Source organism: Rhodanobacter sp. FW106-HT46G03 (assembly GCF_058789895.1).
The window spans coordinates 91,062-111,768 of sequence record NZ_JBYTCC010000002.1 but is presented as its reverse complement, the minus strand read 5'-3'; the positions used below and the strand labels follow the sequence as shown (position 1 = coordinate 111,768).

Genomic DNA, 20,707 nt, shown 5'->3' with positions numbered 1-20,707 from the left:
GCACATGCTTCGCCTGTCGCGCAAGTCGTCGTGGTGGGCGGCGCTGGGGGTGATTCTCGCGATCCCGGAGGCGCTGGCTCACTCACAAGGACTGACCGCCGGGCCTCCTTCCGGGGCGCCCGAGGCGGGTGTGCGGATGGTGGCCGAGGGCAGCATCACCTTGGATGGTCGACTGGATGAGCCGGGATGGGCGCATGCCCCGGCGATCGACCTGATTCAGCAGGACCCGCATCCGGGTGCGCCCACGCCTTTCCGGACCGAGATCCGCCTGCTCGCCGACGGTAAGCATTTGTACCTGGGGGTGACCTGCGTTGATCCGGATCCGGGCCGGCTGTCGCTCCACTCGCTGGCGCGCGACAGCGACCAGACGCACGACGATCACCTCACCATTGTGCTTGACCCGTTCGACAGCCAGCGTCTCGGCTATGTGTTTCAGGTGAACGCGGGCGGCGACCGCACCGACGGCCTGATTTCGCCCGCGTCATCCCTGCCGAACTACGACTGGGACGGCATCTGGAATGCCAAGGTGCGGCGCACGGCCGACGGCTGGGTCGCCGAAATCGAGATCGACACTCAGAGCCTGCAATTTCCGCATGGCGTGGACCGGTGGCGGATGAATGTGCAGCGCTACGTGCCACGCGAGCAGCTGAGTTTGCAGTGGGCGGGCATTACGCTCGATGCGAATATTTTCGACCTTTCCCGCATGGGCACGCTCACCGGGGTCGCGACCTTGCAGCAGGGGCACGGCCTGGACGTCCAGCCCTATGTGCTGCTGCGTCAGGACAGCCTTCGTGGCAACACCGCGGCACAGGTGGGCGGCGATTTGCAATACAACGTCACCCCGAGCCTTGCCGCCATCCTGACGGTCAATCCGGATTTTGCCGAGGCCGAAGCGGATACCCGGCAGGTCAACCTGACGCCCTATTCGCTGTTTTACCCTGAGAAGCGGCGCTTCTTTTCCGAAGGCTCGAATCTGTTCGCCTTCGGCGCGGGGCTTGCTGACAACGACACGTTCCTGCCGTTCTATTCGCGGCGGGTGGGCTTGGTGAATGGTCAGCCCGTGCGCGTGGACGGCGGCATCAAGCTGCTGGGAACCGCGGGTCCATGGTCCATCGGCATGCTCAATGTCGAAACGGGGCGCTCCAGTGTCAGTGGCCCCACCAACCTGTTCGCCGGACGGCTGATGTACGACGTCAACCAGCACCTGCGACTCGGCACCCTGCTGACACGTGGCGATCCCACCGGGCAGTCCCGCAACCAGTTCGCCGGGGTGGATGCCATCTGGCACACCGCGAGCTTCCGCGGCGACAAGAACCTGACCCTGTCCGGCTGGGCCGCGCGGTCCAGCGATCCGTTGCCGGGTGATCATTCGGGTTGGGGGCTTCACGCGGAGTATCCGAATGATCTATGGAGCGGCTTTGCCAGCTTCAACGTGTTTGGCGATGCGCTGGATCCGGCGCTGGGTTTCCTGCCACGCCCCGGTACGCGCCAGTACGACGTTTATCTGGACTACCGTCCGCGTCCCACCAGCCCTGCGCTGAACTGGGTGCGGCAGTTCTTCTATCAACTCGAAGTCCTGCAGGTGGACGATCTGCATGGTGTCACGCAGACCCGGCGCATCTTCACGGCACCGTTCAATGTTGACGCACAATCAGGCGAGCACTACGAGTTCGACTGGATTCCAGAATACGAAGCGCTGACCGCGCCTTTCGAGATCGCGCCCGGCGTTACGTTGCCGGTCGGCCGCTATCACTTCGAGCGCTATCACTTTGAAGCGCAATCGTCGGCGGCGCGACCGTGGCGCATCGGCAGCATGGTCGAGATCGGCGGTTTCTACAGCGGCCGCCTGACCCAGTACATGCCGTTCATAAGCTGGAACGCCTGGCAAGGCGAGCTCGCGCTCAAGTTTAGCAACGAGACGGATTTCGGCTACCTGCCGCAGGGCCATTTCATCCGGCGCCTGTACGTGCTCCAGGCCGCTTACAGCTTCAACCCCGACCTCGTCGTCTCCACGCTCGCGCAGTACGACTCCAGCGCCGGCCACATCGGCGTCAATGCAAGGCTGCAATGGACCATTGCGCCGGGGCGGGATTTTTTCTTGGTTGTCAATCACGGTATCGAGGCGCCCGTGACCGACCCGAACGCGCGCAGCTTGCCGGTCGCCAACGTCGTGACCGCCAAGCTGCGTTGGGATTTTCGCGAATGAACTTGACAGGAGCCAGTCCATGACCACGATTACCATGCCCGCTCTGGCGGGAAAGCATGTTCTGAAACCCCTGCCGTTTGCACCGACCGCGCTCAAAAGGCTGTCAGAAAAACTGATTGTTTCCCATTACGAAAACAATTACGGCGGTGCGGTACGCAACCTCAATAACCTTGAGAAGCAGTTGGCGCAGGTCACCAAAGACACCCCCGCTTTTGTGGTCGGCGGGCTGCGTCAACACGAGTTGATGTATCGCAACTCGATGACGTTGCACGAAGCGTACTTTGGCAACCTGGGTGGCGATGGTCGCGCTGCTGGCGATATCGCTTCGGCCATCGCGGCCGCTTACGGCAGCATGGATGCTTGGGAAACACACTTTCGCCTTACCGGCGCCAGCCTTGGTGGTGGTAGTGGCTGGGCGATCCTGGCATTCGAACTGATGACGGGTGAACTACGCACGGTTTGGTCGGGCCATCACACACAGGTACTCGAAACTGCGCTGCCGCTGTTGGTCATGGACATGTACGAGCACTCCTACCAAATGGACTACGGCGCCGCAGCGCTGAATTACATCGATGCGTTCTTTGCCAACGTGCAGTGGGACGAAGTCAACCACCGCTTCGCGCAAGCGCAGACATTGCACCGCACACTCGTCAAGGAAGCGGGTTCTTGATACCCGAAGCGATCGATGTCGCCTCCATCCCACGCGTCAGCCTCGCGCAAGCCACCCGGGTGTGGGCGAAGATCGGATGGCTGAGTTTTAGCGGCCTCGCTGGTCAGATCGCGGTGATGCATCTTGATCCAGGTGGACATCCCGCGATGGAGCAGGCTGAACCCTGCGGTCCTGCTGCTGGCCGCAGGCGCCCTGATCGCCATGCTGCGCTTCCGCATCGGCATGGTGTGGACGCTCGGCATCTGCGCCGGCCTCGGTGCTGTGATTCGATTCCTATGAGCTGATCCAGTTGTTTGAGACGCCAATAAGCCAATCCATGATGTACCGCTTTCAGAGACCTGACTTGATTCTCATGACCAGAACAGATGAAACCTATATGCCCGAAGAGCTGAATGACGCCACAGCCAAGGCGGCCGCCAACAATAAGATCAACGAAACGGGGAGCGAGGGATGGGAAATCACTAAGACTGTCATCTCTGATCGCCTTTGGTTCGCTGGATCTAGGCCATGCTGATGACCTTGTACTACATCGTTACACGTCACCCATTCCACGCACCCGGCGCGCCCGCATGATCCCCGAACTCGGCCAACTCGCACTGATCCTTGCTCTGCTGCTGGCGCTCGCGCAGGGCGTTTTGCCGCTGATCGGTGCCTGGCGCGGCAATCGCGCGCTGATGGCGGTGGCGCGCCCTGCGGCGGCGGGCCAGGCGGTATTCGTGGCGATGGCGTTCGGCATCCTGGTGTGGGCGTTCCTGCATTTCGACTTCTCGGTGCGCTACGTCGCCGAGAACTCGAACCTGGAGCTGCCGTGGTATTACCGCATCGCGGCGGTGTGGGGCGCGCACGAGGGTTCGCTGCTGCTGTGGATCCTGATCCTCAACGTGTGGACGGTGGCGCTGGCGGCGTTCAGCACCAAGCTGCCCGAGGTGTTCGCCGCGCGCGTGATGGCGGTGATGGGCCTGATTGCGGTGGGCTTTCTCGCCTTCACCATCTTCACCTCCGATCCGTTCGGGCGGCTGCTGCCGATGCCCGGCGACGGCGCGGACCTGAACCCGGTACTGCAGGACCCCGGCATGACCTTCCACCCGCCGGTGCTGTACATGGGCTACGTCGGTTTCTCGGTGGCGTTCGCGTTCTCGATCGCCGGACTGCTCGGCGGCGAGATGGAGCAGGCCTGGGTGCGCTGGGCGCGGCCGTGGACGAATATCGCGTGGGGCTTTCTCACCTGCGGCATCGTGGCCGGCAGCTGGTGGGCCTACGCGGAGCTGGGCTGGGGCGGCTGGTGGTTCTGGGACCCGGTGGAAAATGCCAGCTTCATGCCGTGGCTGGTGGGGCTGGCGCTGATCCACGCGCAGGCGGTCACCGAGAAGCGCGGCAGCCTGCGCGCGTGGACGATACTGCTATCGATCTTCGCGTTTTCGCTGAGCCTGCTGGGCACGTTCCTGGTGCGTTCGGGCGTGCTCACCTCGGTGCACGCGTTTGCCTCGGACCCGCGCCGCGGCGTGTTCATCCTCGCCTTCCTGACCATCGTGGTGGGCGGCTCGCTGCTGCTGTACGCGCTGCGCGCGCCGAAGGTGGCCGGCGGCAAGCCGTTTGCGCTGCTGTCGCGCGAGACCGTGCTGCTGATCGGCAACCTGATGTTTGCAGTAGCCGCCGCGATGGTGCTGCTGGGCACGCTGTTTCCGCTGATCGGCGATGCCATGCACCTGGGTCGCATCTCGGTCGGGCCGCCGTACTTCGGCTTCCTGTTTCCGCTGCTGATGCTGCCGGTGGTGCTGCTGCTGCCGTTCGGTCCGTTCCTGCGCTGGGGCAAGGGCGAGGCATCGCTGCTCAAGCCGGTGCTGCTGCGCGCCGGCATCGCCGCCGCAGCCTGCGCGATCGTGGCGGCGTTCTTCGTGGATGGCAAGCTCAAGGCGATCGCCGGCGTGGCCGCGCTGGTGTGGCTGGGCGTCGGCGTGCTGCTGTATGCGCTCAAGCGCTGGCGCGAAATGCCGCGCGGCAAGCGCTATCCGGCCGAGCTGGCCGGCATGCTGCTGGCGCACCTGGGCGTGGGCGTGTTCGTGGCCGGCGTGCTGCTGACCGAGGCGCTCGGCGTGACCAGCGACGTGCGCATGGCGCCGGGCCAGACCCAGCACATCGGCGGCTACGACTTCCGCTTCGACGGCGTGCAGCGCACCACCGGGCCCAACTGGCGCGCCGACCAGGGCACCATCACGGTGACCCGCGACGGCCACGCGGTGGCGGTGATGACGCCGCAGAAGCGCACCTACCCGCGCGGCCAGGTGCAGACCGAATCGGCGGTGGACGCCGGCTTCTTCCGCGACCTGTATGTGGCGCTGGGCGAGCCGATGGATGCCGGCAACATCGAGGGTGCGTGGTCGTTGCGGCTGTACTACAAACCGTTCGTGCGCTGGATCTGGGGCGGCGGCCTGCTGATGATGCTGGGCGGCTTCACCTGCGCCGCGGACAAGCGCTTCCGGCTCAAGCGGATCGCCGAAGGCGAGCCGCTCAGCGCGTTGCAGCTGCAGGAAACCCGCGCATGAACCGGCTGTAGGCCGCGAACGTCCAGGTCATCCTGCCGCGCACAGCCGGCAGCCCGACCAGCGGCAGTTTGCGCAGGCCGCCAATGATCCACTGCATCCATCGGAGGTCCGTCGTGGACTGGTTGCATGACTCGGAAATGCTTTCTCGCGTGCAGTTTGGCGTCAATGCCGTGTTCCACATCCTATGGCCACCGCTGACGATAGGTCTGGCGCTGGTGCTGCTGGGTACCGAAACGGCGTGGGTCAAGACGCGCAATGTTTTCTATTATCACCACACAAGATTCTGGACCAAGATCTTTCTGATCAACTTTGGTGTTGGCGTAGTCACCGGCATCCCGATGGAGTTTGCCTTCGGCACCAACTGGGCGCCGTTTTCCACCTCATCAGGCGACTTCATGGGCAACATCCTCGGCTTCGAAACGGCGATGGCGTTCATGCTCGAAGCGGGCTTCCTCGGCATCATGCTGTTCGGTTGGCGCCGGGTTGGCCCCAAGACGCATCTGTTTGCCACCAGCATGGTGGCGTTCGGCAGCTCGCTGTCGGCGTTCTGGATCATGGTGGCCAACTCATGGATGCAGACGCCGGCGGGCGTCAAACTGGTCAACGGCAAGTTCGTGATCACCGACTGGTTCGCGGCGGTGTTCAACCCCGACCTGCCGCACGGCTTCGGGCACATGTTCATGGCCTGCATCGAGCTGAGCCTGGTGGTGATGGCCGGCGTCAGCGCGTATTACCTGCTGGCCGGGCGGCACAAGGAATTTTTCCAGCCCGCGTTCAAGTGGGTGGTGCTGGCGTTGTTCTTCGTGGCCCCGCTGCAGATCATTATCGGTGACTCCGCCGGCGGCGCGCTGGAACAAACCCAGCCGGCCAAGCTGGCTGCCATCGAGGCCCACTGGAAGACCAATGCCGCGGGCACCAGTGCGCCGTGGGCGTTGCTCGCGTGGCCCAATCGGGCGCAGCAGAAGAACGACTGGGAAGTGAGTATTCCCGATGCGCTGAGCCTGGTGGTCACGCACACGCTGCACGGCAAGGTGATCGGCCTGGACGACATCCCGCGTGCGGATCAGCCGCCGGTGATGGTGCCGTTCTACGCATTCCGGGTGATGGTGGCGGCCGGCGTGTTTGTCGTGCTGATGGCGTTCTGGACGCTGTGGCGGCTGTGGCGCAAGCGCGAGAGCATGAGCGCCGCCCGCATCGGCGAAAACAAATGGCTGCTGCGCGGCTGGATGCTGGCCATTCCGGCGATCTATACCGCGCTGGAGGCCGGCTGGCTGACGCGCGAGGTAGGCCGCCAGCCATGGATCGCGTACGGCATGATGCGCACCAGCCAGGGCGTCAGCAAGCTTCCCGCCGACGCGGTGCTGTGGTCGCTGGTGATGTACCTGCTGTTTTACGGCGTAATCGGCTTTACCGCACTCAAGTTCATGCGACGCACGCTGCAACATGGGCCGAGTTTTGATCCACCACCGACCCTGCTCAGCTCGGTCTCAGGCCAGCAACCGCCCAAGCGCAGCGCAGCGGACAGCGCGAAACTCAAGAGAGACCATTGACATGGATTTCAGCGATCCGGCCGCCCTGCACCACGTACTGGCCACCGTATGGTTTCTGATCATCGGCCTGTTCCTGGTGTTCTACGTGATGCTCGACGGCTTTGATCTGGGTGTCGGTGTGCTCTCGCTGTTCGTCGGTGATCGCCGCCGTAAGGTGATGATGTCCAGCCTGGGGAGCATCTGGGACGCTAACGAAACCTGGCTGGTAGTGATTGGCGGCACGCTGTTTGGCGCCTTTCCGCTGGTATACGGCACCGTGCTACAGGGGCTGTACATTCCGATCATGCTGATGCTGTTGGGCTTCATGCTGCGCGGGGTGTCGTTCGAGTTTCACGAACTGTCCGAACGCAAGTCGTTCTGGGGCGCCATGTTCGGCGTCGGCAGCCTGCTGGCGGCCGTGGCGCAGGGCTTTGCGCTGGGCGGACTGCTCAACGGCGTCAAAGTGGTCAACGGTGAATTCGCCGGCGGCGTCTGGGACTGGCTGTCACCGTTCAGCGCCATTGTCGTGCTGGGTGTGGCATCCGGTTACAGCATGCTGGGCTCGGCCTATCTGATCATCAAGACCACGGGCGAGATGCAGGACGGATTCTATCGTCGCGGGCAATGGCTGGCGTGGTTGATGCTGGCGGTGGCCGGGGTAGTCACCGTGGTCACACCGCTGCACTATCCGGCCATATTCAAACGCTGGTTCAGCACGCCCGACATCTATTATTTCGCGACGCTGCCGGCCCTATCGATACTCAGTTTCTTCATGTTGCTGCGGGCACTAAAGCGTCAGTACGAACTGGCGCCGTTCGTATGGACCATGATGATTTTTCTGTTCTCGTTCGCGGGGCTGGCCGCCACCTGGTTCCCGTACATCGTGCCGGGCTACGTGACCATCGACGCGGGCGGCGCGGACAGCAGCACGCTGGTGTTCATGTTGATAGGCATCGGCATGCTGATCCCCGTGATGATTACCTACAACGTCTACCAGTACATCGTCTTTCGCGGCAAGATCGATCCCGACGCCGAGCATCTGTACTGACCGCTGACCCGATGGGCTGGCGGCGATCGCAGCGGTCGCATATAGAGGATCGACACTTATACGCCGCTATTCAATCGTGATCAGAAGAACTCGTATTCCACCTGGGCCAGCCACGTTCGCCGCGGCGCCGTGGCATTGAGACCGAGCACCACGCCGAAACGGTATTCGAGGCTGCTGGTGGTACCGGGGACATGCCATTCGCCGGCAACGATGGGACCGGCCTGATACGCACGATCCGCAGGCCGCGCATAGGCTTCGATGCCGGGGCGAAAAGCGGCGGAAACTGCATAGGTGCCCGAATAGCTGTAGCGAAACTCGTACTTGCCAGCGGCGCCCGCGCCGACCTGCTTCTCCCAGATGGCATTGAACCGGTGGGTGAACCGCCCCACCGTTTTCTCAACCAGCGGTCCAAACTCGACGGCGTCGGGTTTGCCGGCAATGATCTGGTGCTCGTACGAGGCCAGAAACCCGAAGTCGGCCCAATATTCACCCGGCTGTGTGAACTGGAACGTGTTCTCGAACTCGTAGCCCAGCAAGCGCCCGCGGCTTCCTGGTGCCCGCTCATACCGCGCAAGATAGATCTCCGGCTTCCACCAATCGGTGAACGCGTGGGAAATCGATAGTTCGGCCGCGCGGCCACCGTTGAAGTCGGCGCGTGGATCGCCATAGCTATAACCGCGCAGCTCGATCTCCGACTGGGTGGCGAGGACGTGCGGCGAATAAACGATGAAGTCGTCTGCCCGGACGACGCCAGTGGCGAGCAGGAGGATGGCCACCACGCCCAGGGTGCGTGAATGCCGAGCGCGGCCGTGACGTCGCAGGGCCGGAGATTTCCGAGCGAAGGATGTATACACGGGATGGTTCCTTGGCTGATGGTTCAAGACACACGCTCCCGTCCGGCGGCAGCTGCCGGACGGGAGCGTGCAACAAAAGGGGATGGGTTAGCGCAACGACTCGGAAGCCGGATCCGGGAGCAGTGAACGCGTCCGTGAAGAGGGGGTTGGCGCGGCGCGGTTCAGCCACTGCATGCCACCAGCCAACAGCAGCAACGTGGTCGCGTAGAAGACCAGCTGGATCCCCGCCGGGCTGGCGTCATAGCCGACGAGGATGCCCAGTGTCTGGCCGCCCAGCGAACCGTTCGACAACAGCCAGGAGGTATCCCACACCTGGGTCCCCCAGGACGGCAGCAGATCGCCCTGCACGAAGAAGCGCGCGGCTGTGGAGGCCAGCCCCGACGCCAACAACACCAGCATCCAGTTGGTGACCTGGAAGAAATGCTTCATCGGTATCCGCAACAGGCCGAAGTACAGCGCGAAACCGAGCAGCGCACCGCCGCCGACGCCCAGCGCCATGCCGCCAGTCAATCCGACCGTGCCGATGCCGCCGATCGCCATGCCATACAGAAACAGCACGATCTCCGAGCCTTCGCGCAGCACCGCAATCGCCACCACCGCCAGCAGCAGCGTCAGCGAGCTCGAGCCCGCCTTGACGGCGCTGCCGACCGCGTTCATCTGCTGCGCCAGTTCGCGACCGTGGCTGGACATCCATACCACGTGCCAGCCGATCATCAGCACGGCCGACAACAACACGCAGGCGTTGAAGACCTCCTGACCAGAACCACTCGCGAGGCGAGAGATGAGGGAAGCTCCCATCGCCACCAGCAGGGCGCCGGCGATGCCAAGCCCGATGCCCGTAGCCACATACAGCCCGCGTCGCGCCACACCGCGTGTGGCGGCACAGACAATAGAGACGATCAGTGCCGCCTCCATCACTTCACGAAACACCAGCAAGGCTACGCCAGGCATCGCGTCACTCCACGATCAGCCGGCCTTGGGCCGTGCTTTGATGGAAGTCGCCGAAGAAGCCGTAATTGCCCGCGCGCAACGGCCCGACATAGACGGTGATGCTGCTGTTCGGCAGCACGATTTTCTCGCGATTGAAATCCGTGCTCTCGAATTCTTCCGGCGTGGCGTCCTGGTTGTTCACGATGAGCCTGAACTTGGTGCCGGCCGGCACCTTGAGCTTGCTGGGCTGATAGACGTGATTCTTGATGACCAGCGTGTATTCCGGCAGGTCGTTGGCTGCCGCCGTGCCGGCGAGAGCCAGCAGCATCGGTGCCGCGACAAGAAAGGGATGCTTCATGGGAAGGGCTCCGCGGAGAGTTTGCAAACGATAACTATTCCCATTTGACATGTCAAACGTATGCTTTGATCTGGGTGGGGTAAGCCCAATCACTAGCGGCAGGTGGTGATTCCTAGCTTCGGTCAGCATCGCTCCCGAATACGGGCGACCATTGCAGACGAAAGGCCTGATTCGCCGTCGCCCTACTGCCTATCGCGTTACATCCAGCCTGGCCGCTTGCCAACAGGGATGGCACGTCACTTATTTCTGCAGCGAGGCATCGGCTCGCGTTTTCGTTGTACTGGCGTGGCGCGCGTCCTCTTCCGCATGCAAGTCCGCTTCCGTTTGCACGCGGAATTTCCCGCTGTTGACGTAGGCGATCGCGCGACGGAAGCGATGATAGGCCTCGCCGCAGTTCAGTGCTTTCTGCCCGGGAAATGCCGTGTGAGAATGTGCAGCACATCCCCACGGACGTCGTCCCGCTCAACATCGAAGAATTGCCGTTTGGCCTTGAAGTAACCCAGCTGCAGCACCAAGTACACGCCGGTCGAACCACGGAGCGCCGCGACCGCGGCCTGTTCGGAGGCATTCAGGTCGAAATACAGCAGGCGCTCGTCGTCGGTGAAACGCGGCCGTCCGTAGAGATCGTCGATCTCTTCGCTGGTCAGGATCGCCAGGCGATGGGTATTAGCCGTCATCGTGTCTCACGTGCAAGGTAACTATGTCGGCCAGCCCACGTTCTATGCGACCCTGCGCGAACGGATCGTTTCCGTCGATGTAGCGCATGGCCGAGTGCACATCTTTCCAACCGACGTATTCCATCAGCGCTTTCACATCCCAGCCGTTGGTATTGGCCCAGCCGGCAAAGCCCCGGCGCAACGAGTGACCGCTGTAGAGGTCCGGGGCGGACAGGCCAGCCAAAGTGAATAAGCGTCGCAACAGCGGAATGATGCTGTTGGCGTGTAGCGGGCGTTCCGGCACGTGTCCCCAGCGATCGACCTGGCGAAATAACGGCCCCTGGATGAGCTGCGCGGCGGCAATCCACTCCATCGTGGCCGTGACCGGGCACCAGCGCGACAGCGCCGGAACGCGAAACGTGGTGCCCGCGTGCTGACGATCGCCCTTCGTGCGTGGAAGGAAGCAGGTCATGCCCTGACCCGGCACGAGCTGAAGATGCTCGACCTGCAGGCCAATCAGCTCGTCGCTGCGGAAGCCTCGCCAGAAGCCGAGCAGAATCAGGGCGCGGTCACGCCGGTACCGAAGAGCGGCGGCACCGTCGCTCCGTCCAAGCGCACCTTCGATGACCAGGTCGAGCCAATCGACAACCTTGGCCAGTTGGGTCAGTTGCAGAGGCTCAGCCCGCTTTTCCATCGCTGGATGCAGGGCCTGGATTCCCTTGAGCACCTGTTTCACGACGGGTGCGCCAGTCGGATCGACAAAGCCCTGCGCAGTGTGCCATTGCGCAAGTGCAGCGAGGCGCTGCTTGAGCGTATTGATCGACAGCGTGCCGGCATAGGCGGCCAGATAGCGCGCCACGTTGTCGGCAGTGGCCGGCAAGTGGCCACCCCAGGTAACTTCGAAATGACGCACCGCCGACGCATAGCTGCGTCGCGTATTGGCGCGCGTGGCGGCCGCGAGGTACCGATCGATCGACGGCGGTGGCGGAGAAGCACTCATCTCAGCCACTGTGCAGTGAGGCAATCAGGGGACAGGCAATCGTGCCGTGATGCGAGTCGCACTGAGCCACCAGTCGGGACAGAACCGTCTCCATGCGCTTGAAGTCTTTCAGGCGCGCGCGCACGTCGACCAGATGCCGCGCGGCGAACTCCGCCGCCTCGCTGCAATGGGTGCCATCCTCCAACGTGAGCAGCTGCGCGATTTCGTCGAGGCTGAAACCCAGCCGTTGCGCGGATTTGATGAATTTCACCCGGGCGACATCCACACCACCATAACGCCGAATGCTGCCATACGGTTTATCCGGTTCCGGGAGCAGGCCCTTGCGTTGGTAGAACCGAATGGTTTCCAGGTTGACCCCGGCGGCTTTGGCAAACGAGCCAATGGTCAATGGCTCTGAACTGCTTCCCATACCGGTTGACTCCGTATATGACTACGGAAGTAGCTTACGCCCGGTTCATCCCTTTGGAGAAGCCCATGTCCGTGTCCGTTGGCATCTACTCGGTGCCGCTTGTGTGCGAGGCGGTGCCGCAGATCGGTTGCGGGTGCCTTGCCAAACCCGTTTTGGCACGCCTAGAGGTTCACCCTGATATTGCAGAGGCTTGGCTGCACCATCGCGGTGACGTGATCGCGATCAAATGGCTGCGTGAGCTTGGGGTCAACCAGCAGGTCGGTCTCCTGCGTGCTGCCCTCGGCGGTGACAGCCAGGTGGCTTTGGTAGCTGCCGCGGCGTCGTCGACGTTGCTTGCCACATTTCCGAACCCTTCGTACTGGTACCAGCGCGAGACGGTCGATCAGCTCAGTCAGGAAGAGGCGCACACCATCGCCGCCCGTCTCATCCAGCGGCTGTCGCAAGCACGCGTTCCGTTGCCCGATGGGGCTGCGCTGCAATGCGATCTCGCGTGTGCGCTGCAAGAGGTTCTTGTGGCGGACGAAGCCATGCCCATCGACGCCCGGCTTGCTCGGCTACTCGGGGTGGCGCGAAACACATTCCAGCAGCATCTCGGATCACAGGCATGGTCGCGGCTGGATGCGTGGTTGACGCCCGCTGCGCTCCTCCCCGAGGGCGCGGGTTGACGTGCCGACTTCGCGCCGTAGATCGTGGATACGACTCCGTGCTTCAGGCTAATGCGGGGCCGACGTCTGCGATCCGCTGCGTCTCAGGTTACGACAGGACGGCTCCGCCACGCGAGCTGGATCATGAATGACATTTGCGTGTGCAACAGCGTGACCGAGGAGGACATTCGCCACGCGGTGGTGGCAGGGGTGCGCAGTTTCGAAGCATTGCAGTGGCTCACCGGTTGCTCGGGTGGCTGCGGAGGCTGCGAACAGGAAGCACGCCGGCTGCTAAGCGACATCATCACGGAAATCGCATGCGCATATCCGACCTTCCATCTCATGCCGGGTCAAGATGGACAGTAGGCATCGGCCAAGGCTCCCGTGGGTCCTGGAATCCACGCTTGATGTCGTACCAAAGTACGGGAGTAGGCTCTGTACCCATAGCGGGCATTGACCGGTCGCGCGATTCGAAGATGAGGATGTCGCTGGTCGACATGGGAAATGTTTCCGCATGAGTTCCGCGTGTCACCTTCTAAGAAGGCCGGAGTGTTTCTGGCCACGTACTGGAGAGTTGAGAATGAACACCGCATCGATTCTGAAATCCGTTCTGGCGGGAGGACTCACGTTGGGTCTGACCACAGTCGCATCGGCTGCAGCCATGCAGAGCAAAACGATGTCGATGAGTCATATGGAGAAGTGCTACGGCATCAACGCGGCGCAGAAGAACGACTGCAAAGCAGCAGGCCACTCTTGCGCCGGCCAGGACACCAAAGCCCGCGATCCAAACTCTTTCGTCGCGGTACCCAAGGGCCTGTGCGAGAAGATCGACGGCGGCAAACTCGAACCGGCACTGAAGGGCTAAGCAACGCGATGATGCACGACGCGAGAACGCTCGCGGCGCGACCGATCTCGGCTCCTTCTGGAGTCGGGATCGGTCTGCGTGCGCCACACCTGCAGCGGGTGTTGAGCGAACGTCCGCGCGTGGCGTGGTTCGAGGTGCACAGTGAGAATTTGTTTGCCGACGGCGGAGCACTGCATGCGGCAATCGAGCATGTGCGCGCCGACTATCCGCTGAGCCTTCACGGTGTCGGCCTCTCGCTGGGATCGGCCGACACCTTTGACGACGAGCATCTGGCGACGCTGTGTGCGCTGGTGCAACGCTTCGAACCGGGGCTGGTTTCCGATCACATCTGCTGGGGCGCGATCGGCGGCATCCACCTCAACGACCTGCTGCCGCTACCGTTCACCCGGGAGGCGCTGGACCTGATGGTGACGCGCGTGCAGCAGGTGCAGGACGCGCTGGGCCGGGAGTTCCTGGTCGAGAACGTCTCCAGCTATCTCACGTTCCAACACGCCGAGATGAGCGAGTGGGAGTTCGTCGCCGAACTGATACGCCGTAGCGGCTGCGGCCTGCTGCTCGACGTCAACAATGTCTACGTCAACAGCGTCAATCACGGCTTCGACGCGCATGCCTATCTGCGTGCGATGCCGCGCGCGGCGGTGCGCGAGATCCACCTCGCTGGCTTCACCCGCAAGACCGATCTCGCGGCACCGTTGTTGATCGACAGCCACAGCCGACCGGTGGATGCCGAAGTCTGGGCACTCTACGCCGAGGCGCTGGACCTGGTCGGCCCCGTGCCCACCCTGATCGAGTGGGATCAGGACATCCCTGAACTGGAGGTGTTGCTGGCGGAAGCCGACCGCGCCGAGGCCCTGCTCAATGGTCACCGCACCCACACTGCTTGAGCTGCAACGCGGTTTCGCCGACGCCATGCTCGATCGTGGCGGCGACCTCGCGCAGTGGGTCGTCGGTGCCGCCCTCACGCCTGCTGCGCGGTTGCAGGTCTACAGCAACGCCATCGCCAGTACGCAGATCGAAACGCTGTGCGCCACATACCCCGCGGTGCGGGCCCTGGTCGGCGAGGCCTTCTTCGAGGCCGCAGCGATGCGCTATCGCCTGCACCATCCGTCGGCGCGCGGCAACCTGCAGACGTTCGGCGGCGCCTTCGCCGCGTTTCTGGCCACGATGCCCGAAGCGGCAGCACTTGCCTATTTGCCTGATGTGGCGCAATTGGAGTGGCTACGCCAGCAGTCCGCACTGGCCGCTGAAGCATCGCCACTGGCCCCGGCCACGCTCGATGACACGCTATCGTTGCCCGTGCGGTTGCATCCCAGCTTGCACCTGCTGACCAGTGCGCATCCGGTGCTGACGATCTGGCGTTACGCCACCGCGCCCGAGGGCGCGCGGCTGCAATTGGATGGTCGCGGTGAACAGGTCGCGCTTTGGCGCGACGGCAATGAGGTGGCGATGGCAGCGTTGGACGCGGCGAGCTTCACCTGCATCGCCACACTGATCGATACGCGCGACTTGGAGACCGCGCATGTGGCGGCGCTGGCCATCGACGCGACATTCGACCTCGCGGTGTGTCTACGTAGTTTGCTGACACATCAGCTGATCGTAACGGGTTGATGTGTGTTCAGACAGAACCCTTTGGCAGGAATCAGTGCAGGCCACAGCGCGGAGGTCACCCACTGAAACCCAGACGCTTGACTCTGTACCTAAGTACGCGAATAGAGTGCTCCCATAGCGTCCCCCTCCATGCAGAGCCCTCCATGAAAAATACCCAAGGCATCCAGAAAACAGGTTCCGGCGCTCTTCTGGCCGGGGGTATCACCGCACTACTGGCGTCGACCTGTTGCCTTGGTCCGCTGGTCTTGGTCGCCCTTGGGTTCAGTGGCGCCTGGATCGGCAACCTGACTGTGCTTGAGCCGTACCGCCCGTACTTTATTGGCGCTGCGCTGATCGCGATGATCTTCGCCTGGCGACGCATCTACCGGCCTGCCACGGCTTGCGCGCCTGGTGACGTCTGCGCTGTGCCACAGGTCAGGACCACCTACAAAGTCTTGTTCTGGATCGTCGCAGCCCTGGTGCTCGTGGCGCTGATCTTTCCCTATCTCGCCCCGCTGTTTTACTGACCCGTCGGAGGATCCACCCATGAAGAAACTTGCCGCTCTCATCGTCCTTGCCACCGCCATTTCCGCGCCTGCCTGGGCGGCTACGAAGACCGCCACCCTGTCGGTGTCTGGTATGACGTGTGCCGCGTGTCCGATCACCGTCAAAAAAGCGCTGTCCAAGGTTCCCGGTGTCGAAAAGACCGAGATCCTGTTTGACACGAAGGAAGCCGTTGTGACCTTCGATGATGCCAAGACCAGCACCCAGGCACTCGTCAGCGCCACGACGGATGCGGGCTACCCCTCCACCGTTAAGCACTGAAGCGTCCAAGGCCATTCCCATGTCCCTTCCTAATCCTCTAACGCGCACGGCCGACAAAGCCGGCGTGATCGGCGCCATCGTCACAGCGATGGGCTGCGCGGCGTGCTTTCCCGCCCTCGCCAGCCTGGGTGCCGCCATCGGGCTGGGCTTTTTGAGCCAGTACGAGGGCGTGTTCATCCGTTACCTGCTGCCGCTGTTCGCCGTCATCGCCTTGCTGGCCAATGTGATCGGCGGACTTCGTCATCGGCAATGGCCACGGATGATCCTTGGCATGATCGGTCCCGTCCTGGTGCTGGCGGCCGCCTTGCTCATGAGCACCATGGGGTTGCCCACGGCGTGGTTGCTCTATCCCGGTCTGGTGTTGATGGTCGCGGTATCGATCTGGGATCTGGTATCCCCGCCGGGAAAAGGTCACGGCGGAGCGAACCGAGACCCCAGCTGTTGCTGAGTGGCCGCCATGACCTTCCACTGGCGGGTTCTTGGATCACGCCCGCGAATAGCCAGCGACCAGCCCCCTCGGCATGACATCCGGAGATGAAACACATGAAGGTGTGGCTGATTGCCAAGAAAACCGACCTCATCACAGCGGCGATCGTCATCGGCATCGTGCTTCTGTTGATCGTCGTAGTGCCCTATTGCTGCTGATCGGGCCATACCGCGACTGCGATGTTGGTATGACCTTTCTATCGATTCAACGGTGGGCCGCTTTGCTCGAAACCGAAGCGGCACACCCCTATCTGCCAGGAACATCATGAACGAACAAACCCTTTCCGTGACCGGCATGACGTGCGCGGATTGTGCTCGGCATGTCGAGAAGGCGCTCAAGACGCTCACTGACATCGTCGTGGCCGACGTCGCCTACCCACAAGGTGTGGCGCATATCCGCAGCATCCAGCCATTGAGTCTGGAGCAACTCAACGCGACCTTGCCGAAAAACTACCGGGTCGCCGCAGCTCCATCAGCGCACGCCGACACACCTGCGGCCAAGCCGTCCAGGCTCAACCAGGCGCTGGACTCGTTGGGCGGTCTGTTCAAGTCCCGCAGCGATGTCGGCACCAAGCCCACCGATGCCGAGCAGCGTCTGCGTATCGCTGTCATCGGCACCGGCGGCGCGGCCATGGCTTCCGCTCTAAAGGCCGCGGAACTTGGCGCTCAGGTGACGATCATCGAGCGCGGCACCATCGGCGGTACCTGCGTCAATATCGGTTGCGTGCCCTCAAAGATCATGATCCGTGCCGCGCACGTGGCGCACCTGCGCCGGACCAGTCCGTTCGATGACGGCATCTCCAGTACGGCGCCAGTGGTTCGGCGTGACCGACTGCTCGCCCAACAGCAAGGTCGTGTCGACGAATTGCGGCACGCCAAGTACGAGGGCATTCTCGACACCAGCCCCAACATCCAACTGCTGCGTGGTGAAGCGCGTTTCAAGGACGCACACACGCTGGTCGTCAAATCGACGGCAGGAGATGAGACGGAGGGTTCCTTCGATCGCTGCCTGATCGCCACCGGTGCCAGCCCGGCGGTTCCGCCCATCCCGGGTTTGAAGGAAACGCCATACTGGACGTCCACCGAAGCACTGGTGAGCGGTGCCATTCCACCAAGGCTCGCTGTCATCGGCTCGTCAGTGGTTGCGGTGGAGCTGGCGCAAGCGTTTGCTCGGTTGGGCAGTCGCGTGACGATCCTGGCGCGCAGCACGCTGTTTTTCCGTGAAGATCCAGCCATCGGCGAGACCATCACGGCCGCGTTCCGCGCCGAAGGCATTGAGGTGTTGGAGCACACGCAGGCGAACCAGGTTGCGCACGTGAACGGCGAATTCGTGCTCACTACCGGGCACGGTGAAGTGCGTGCCGATCAGCTGCTGGTGGCGACCGGTCGGACCGCCAATACGCGCGGTCTCGCGCTGGATGCCGCGGGTATTGCCGTCAATGCCCAGAACGCCATCGTGATCGACCGCAGTATGCAAACCAGTGCGACGCACATCTACGCCGCAGGTGATTGCACCGACCAGCCGCAGTTCGTCTACGTGGCGGCCGCCGCCGGTACGCGTGCCGCCATCAACATGATGGGGGGCGAGGCGGCCCTGGATCTCACGACCATGCCGGCGGTGGTGTTCACCGAGCCCCAGGTCGCAACCGTGGGCCTAAGCGAAGCGGAGGCTCACCTGAAAGGTATCGAGACGGATAGCCGCACGCTTTCACTGGACAATGTGCCACGGGCGCTCGTCAACTTCGACACCCACGGGTTTATCAAGCTGGTCGCCGAGGCCGGCAGCGGCCGGCTCATCGGGGTGCAGGCGGTCACGCCGGAAGCGGGTGAGATCATCCAGGCTGCCGCACTGGCCATCCGGGCACGCATGACGGTGCAGGAGCTCGCCGATCAGTTGTTCCCGTACCTGACGATGGTCGAGGGCTTGAAGCTGGCGGCGCAGACCTTCACCAAGGATGTAAAACAGCTGTCGTGCTGCGCGGGATAGCCGAAAGGAAGGTAGAGCCATGAGCTGTTGCAGCCTGCCAGTGGTCGAGTGCGTTGTTTGCGGTACGTGGATTCCTTACGACTCGGCGTTCGCGTTTGAGGACGGACAGGATTCCGAACCGGTTTGCAGCACGGCATGCCGCGCTGCCTTCCTGAAGCCGCGTTCCTTCAACGAGGAACGCGGCAAGGCGTGTATCGAAGCGAGACGACCGTGACCGCCTACACGATATCCAAACTGGCGCAGGACGCTGGCGTGAGCGTTCACGTAGTGCGCGACTACGTGCTGCGTGGCTTGGTCCACCCAGCGTGGCGCACAGAGAGTGGCTATGGCATCTTTGACGGCCCAGCCTTGGCGCGGCTGCGCTGTGTGCGCATGGCCTTCGAGGCCGGCATCGGCCTGGATGAATTGGTTCGCCTGTGTCACGCGCTGGACCGCGGTACCACCGATGTCGAGGGATGCCTGGCACGCCTACATTTGTGGATTGCGGCGCGACGCGAGACGCTGGCGCTGCTGGACCGGCAGTTGGTGACGATGGTGACTGCTCAGTCTTCGCGTGCTGAAGCGGAAGGCACCCATGCGTAATACCGATCTCAACGGAACAACACACACCTCGCATGGGCGAGCCTACGCCTGGGGTGTGCTCGCCTTGCTGACGTGCCCTTGCCACCTTCCGCTGTTGGCACTCCTCCTGTCAGGGACAGCTGCGGGTGCTGCGCTCAGCAACCACTTCGGTGTTGCCATCCTCGGGTTAGCCACACTATTCATTCTGTCGTTGACGAGCGCGTTGCGCGCCTTGCGGAAGCGGCCATGACCGTGTCACCGGCCGACGGTGCGCTGATCACGAGACCTCGACCGCAGGGGGACCTCCCCATGAATACGCTCCACGCCCCCACCGTCAATTGCGCGATCTGTTGCACAGAGATCCCGCTGAGCGCCGCGCTGACGCCGGAAGGCATGGCCTACGTCGCGCACTTCTGCGGCCCGGCGTGCTTGCAGCGTTTCTCGGCGCGCGCCGAGCACGAAACGGTGCCGGCGGCGACACCTTCTTCGGAAAGTAACAAGACGGATCAGGCTCAGAGCTAAACGCCCTGTCACCCATGAATCCCGTGCCGCCCCCAACGCCACATGCTGATACCGCAACTCCGTTGTTTTCGGTGCTGACGCTGGATGGCGGTGGCGCCCGCGGATACCTGACCCTCAAGATTCTCGAACGTGTCGAGGGGTATCTGAATACGCTGACTGGCGTCGTGCTTCCTTTGAGTGCTCGGTTCGACCTGATCTGCGGCACCTCGACCGGCGGGATCATCGCGCTGGCCCTGGCGCTCGGCCGACCGGTGAGCGAGATATCGGTATTGTACGAGGCACATCTGCCACGCATTTTCGGCTCAGCGATTCGGCGCTTCGGGTGGATCGGGAACTTCCGCCCCCGTTACCGTAGCGATGCGTTACGTGAGGCCATGCAAGCCTTTTTCGGCGACCTGACGCTAGCTGAGGTGCAGACCGATGTCTGCGTTACTGCCGTCTCGCTGATCAACGCTCGACCTCATCTGTTTCGGAGCGACTATGTCAAGCCAGGGGTATGGCACGACGATGATCGCCTCGCCGAACTGGCGCTGGCCACGTCCGCTGCGCCGACCTTCTTCGCTGCCCATTCGATGGAACATCTGACCGACCTCGTCGACGGTGGGCTGTATGCCAACAATCCCGCACTGCTGGGTGTGGTCGAGGCGTTCCGGTTCGGCCGCCCGAGTCGTCGCGGCATCGCACCGCCTTACGATCTTGGCACCACCTGTCTGGAACAACTGGCCGTGCTGTCGGTGGGCACCGGCGAACAATGCGCTATGCCCTACGACCCGGATCGCTTGCGTAGCGGTGGGCGCCTGGCTTGGGGCGCGCATTTCCACAGCGTCGTCAACGAAAGCCAGTCGCAGTACATCAATCTGTTGGCGGCAGGCCTGCTCGGCTCGGCCTACCACCGCATCAATCCTCACCTGGATTTTCCGATGGCCATGGATGAGGTACGCCACCTGCCAGCACTGAAGAACTTGGCGGAACTGTCCGAACTGGATGAGACATTCCTACGCACCCGAATCGCTGCGTTCTGAAGCAT

Annotated in this window: 24 protein-coding genes and 1 pseudogene; 19 read left to right on the top strand and 6 right to left on the bottom strand. The window is 62.9% G+C overall.

Annotation, left to right across the window (positions count from 1 at the left end):
- Nucleotides 1-4 precede the first annotated feature (4 nt).
- The 6 genes from AC3WP6_RS16665 (at nucleotide 5) to cydB (ending at nucleotide 7,996) form a co-directional block, all read left to right on the top strand.
- Nucleotides 5-2,206: a carbohydrate binding family 9 domain-containing protein gene (locus tag AC3WP6_RS16665; protein ID WP_369501241.1), complete on the top strand. Its 2,202-nt coding sequence runs from the start codon at nucleotides 5-7 to the stop codon at nucleotides 2,204-2,206.
- A gap of 19 nt (nucleotides 2,207-2,225) precedes the next feature.
- A complete protein-coding gene (locus tag AC3WP6_RS16660; protein WP_008211455.1) occupies nucleotides 2,226-2,876 on the top strand; it encodes a superoxide dismutase in 651 nt (216 codons plus the stop codon).
- A 123-nt stretch (nucleotides 2,877-2,999) separates the two neighbouring features.
- Nucleotides 3,000-3,155 carry a hypothetical protein gene (locus AC3WP6_RS16655; protein ID WP_008211453.1) on the top strand — a complete coding sequence of 52 codons (156 nt, stop codon included), beginning with the start codon at nucleotides 3,000-3,002 and terminating at the stop codon, nucleotides 3,153-3,155.
- A gap of 290 nt (nucleotides 3,156-3,445) precedes the next feature.
- Nucleotides 3,446-5,419, top strand: coding sequence for a heme lyase CcmF/NrfE family subunit (locus AC3WP6_RS16650; RefSeq protein WP_369501243.1), 1,974 nt, complete (start codon nucleotides 3,446-3,448; stop codon nucleotides 5,417-5,419).
- Between the two features lie 113 nt (nucleotides 5,420-5,532).
- Nucleotides 5,533-6,969 carry a cytochrome ubiquinol oxidase subunit I gene (locus AC3WP6_RS16645; protein WP_008211449.1) on the top strand — a complete coding sequence of 479 codons (1,437 nt, stop codon included), beginning with the start codon at nucleotides 5,533-5,535 and terminating at the stop codon, nucleotides 6,967-6,969.
- Nucleotide 6,970: 1 nt separating this feature from the next.
- Nucleotides 6,971-7,996, top strand: a complete 1,026-nt coding sequence (gene cydB / locus AC3WP6_RS16640) for a cytochrome d ubiquinol oxidase subunit II (protein ID WP_369501245.1) — start codon at nucleotides 6,971-6,973, stop codon at nucleotides 7,994-7,996.
- A gap of 80 nt (nucleotides 7,997-8,076) precedes the next feature.
- Here cydB and AC3WP6_RS16635 read toward each other — a convergent pair whose 3' ends face one another.
- The 6 genes and pseudogenes from AC3WP6_RS16635 to merR all read right to left on the bottom strand — a co-directional run bounded on the left by AC3WP6_RS16635 (nucleotide 8,077) and on the right by merR (nucleotide 12,203).
- Nucleotides 8,077-8,877 carry a hypothetical protein gene (locus AC3WP6_RS16635; protein ID WP_492628823.1) on the bottom strand — a complete coding sequence of 267 codons (801 nt, stop codon included), beginning with the start codon at nucleotides 8,875-8,877 and terminating at the stop codon, nucleotides 8,077-8,079.
- A 60-nt stretch (nucleotides 8,878-8,937) separates the two neighbouring features.
- Nucleotides 8,938-9,801, bottom strand: coding sequence for an FTR1 family iron permease (locus AC3WP6_RS16630; RefSeq protein ID WP_369501246.1), 864 nt, complete (start codon nucleotides 9,799-9,801; stop codon nucleotides 8,938-8,940).
- Between the two features lie 4 nt (nucleotides 9,802-9,805).
- Nucleotides 9,806-10,138, bottom strand: a complete 333-nt coding sequence (locus tag AC3WP6_RS16625; protein WP_008211444.1) for a cupredoxin domain-containing protein — start codon at nucleotides 10,136-10,138, stop codon at nucleotides 9,806-9,808.
- Between the two features lie 395 nt (nucleotides 10,139-10,533).
- Complete coding sequence (locus tag AC3WP6_RS16620) at nucleotides 10,534-10,815, bottom strand: DUF4158 domain-containing protein (protein WP_008211442.1); 282 nt, start codon at nucleotides 10,813-10,815, stop codon at nucleotides 10,534-10,536.
- A gap of 31 nt (nucleotides 10,816-10,846) precedes the next feature.
- Nucleotides 10,847-11,794: pseudogene (locus AC3WP6_RS16615) on the bottom strand (site-specific integrase); the annotation flags it as partial.
- Between the two features lies 1 nt (nucleotide 11,795).
- Nucleotides 11,796-12,203 (bottom strand): mercury resistance transcriptional regulator MerR, encoded by a 408-nt coding sequence (merR, locus tag AC3WP6_RS16610; protein ID WP_008211439.1) that lies wholly within the window; start codon nucleotides 12,201-12,203, stop codon nucleotides 11,796-11,798.
- 65 nt (nucleotides 12,204-12,268) lie between these two features.
- On the opposite strand from merR, the gene AC3WP6_RS16605 reads away from it, so the two are divergent.
- The 13 genes from AC3WP6_RS16605 (at nucleotide 12,269) to AC3WP6_RS16545 (ending at nucleotide 20,702) form a co-directional block, all read left to right on the top strand.
- Entirely contained in the window at nucleotides 12,269-12,868 is a 600-nt protein-coding gene (locus AC3WP6_RS16605) for a hypothetical protein (RefSeq protein WP_369501247.1), read from the top strand.
- Between the two features lie 123 nt (nucleotides 12,869-12,991).
- Nucleotides 12,992-13,213: a (2Fe-2S)-binding protein gene (locus AC3WP6_RS16600; RefSeq protein ID WP_008208779.1), complete on the top strand. Its 222-nt coding sequence runs from the start codon at nucleotides 12,992-12,994 to the stop codon at nucleotides 13,211-13,213.
- Nucleotides 13,214-13,427: 214 nt separating this feature from the next.
- On the top strand, nucleotides 13,428-13,712 hold the full coding sequence (locus AC3WP6_RS16595) for a BufA1 family periplasmic bufferin-type metallophore (RefSeq protein ID WP_037098559.1): 285 nt from the start codon (nucleotides 13,428-13,430) through the stop codon (nucleotides 13,710-13,712).
- A gap of 8 nt (nucleotides 13,713-13,720) precedes the next feature.
- On the top strand, nucleotides 13,721-14,596 hold the full coding sequence (bufB, locus tag AC3WP6_RS16590; RefSeq protein ID WP_492628822.1) for an MNIO family bufferin maturase: 876 nt from the start codon (nucleotides 13,721-13,723) through the stop codon (nucleotides 14,594-14,596).
- Nucleotides 14,571-15,320, top strand: coding sequence for an HvfC/BufC family peptide modification chaperone (locus AC3WP6_RS16585; protein ID WP_369501030.1), 750 nt, complete (start codon nucleotides 14,571-14,573; stop codon nucleotides 15,318-15,320). The genes bufB and AC3WP6_RS16585 overlap by 26 nt, the downstream gene beginning before the upstream one ends.
- 143 nt (nucleotides 15,321-15,463) lie before the next feature.
- Nucleotides 15,464-15,826, top strand: coding sequence for a mercuric ion transporter MerT (gene merT, locus AC3WP6_RS16580; protein ID WP_369501029.1), 363 nt, complete (start codon nucleotides 15,464-15,466; stop codon nucleotides 15,824-15,826).
- Between the two features lie 19 nt (nucleotides 15,827-15,845).
- Nucleotides 15,846-16,124, top strand: coding sequence for a mercury resistance system periplasmic binding protein MerP (gene merP / locus AC3WP6_RS16575; RefSeq protein ID WP_369501028.1), 279 nt, complete (start codon nucleotides 15,846-15,848; stop codon nucleotides 16,122-16,124).
- A complete protein-coding gene (merC, locus tag AC3WP6_RS16570) occupies nucleotides 16,093-16,572 on the top strand; it encodes an organomercurial transporter MerC (RefSeq protein WP_439822714.1) in 480 nt (159 codons plus the stop codon). The genes merP and merC overlap by 32 nt, the downstream gene beginning before the upstream one ends.
- A gap of 303 nt (nucleotides 16,573-16,875) precedes the next feature.
- Nucleotides 16,876-18,597: a mercury(II) reductase gene (gene merA, locus AC3WP6_RS16565; protein ID WP_369501027.1), complete on the top strand. Its 1,722-nt coding sequence runs from the start codon at nucleotides 16,876-16,878 to the stop codon at nucleotides 18,595-18,597.
- A gap of 210 nt (nucleotides 18,598-18,807) precedes the next feature.
- Nucleotides 18,808-19,179, top strand: a complete 372-nt coding sequence (merD, locus tag AC3WP6_RS16560) for a mercuric resistance transcriptional repressor MerD (protein WP_008217379.1) — start codon at nucleotides 18,808-18,810, stop codon at nucleotides 19,177-19,179.
- Nucleotides 19,172-19,408, top strand: coding sequence for a broad-spectrum mercury transporter MerE (merE, locus tag AC3WP6_RS16555; protein ID WP_008217380.1), 237 nt, complete (start codon nucleotides 19,172-19,174; stop codon nucleotides 19,406-19,408). The genes merD and merE overlap by 8 nt, the downstream gene beginning before the upstream one ends.
- A 59-nt stretch (nucleotides 19,409-19,467) precedes the next feature.
- The gene (locus AC3WP6_RS16550; RefSeq protein ID WP_157618250.1) at nucleotides 19,468-19,680 is read left to right on the top strand and encodes a DUF3330 domain-containing protein; all 213 of its coding nucleotides are present in this window, start codon (nucleotides 19,468-19,470) and stop codon (nucleotides 19,678-19,680) included.
- 14 nt (nucleotides 19,681-19,694) lie between these two features.
- On the top strand, nucleotides 19,695-20,702 hold the full coding sequence (locus AC3WP6_RS16545; protein WP_050984413.1) for a CBASS cGAMP-activated phospholipase: 1,008 nt from the start codon (nucleotides 19,695-19,697) through the stop codon (nucleotides 20,700-20,702).
- Nucleotides 20,703-20,707 lie beyond the last annotated feature (5 nt).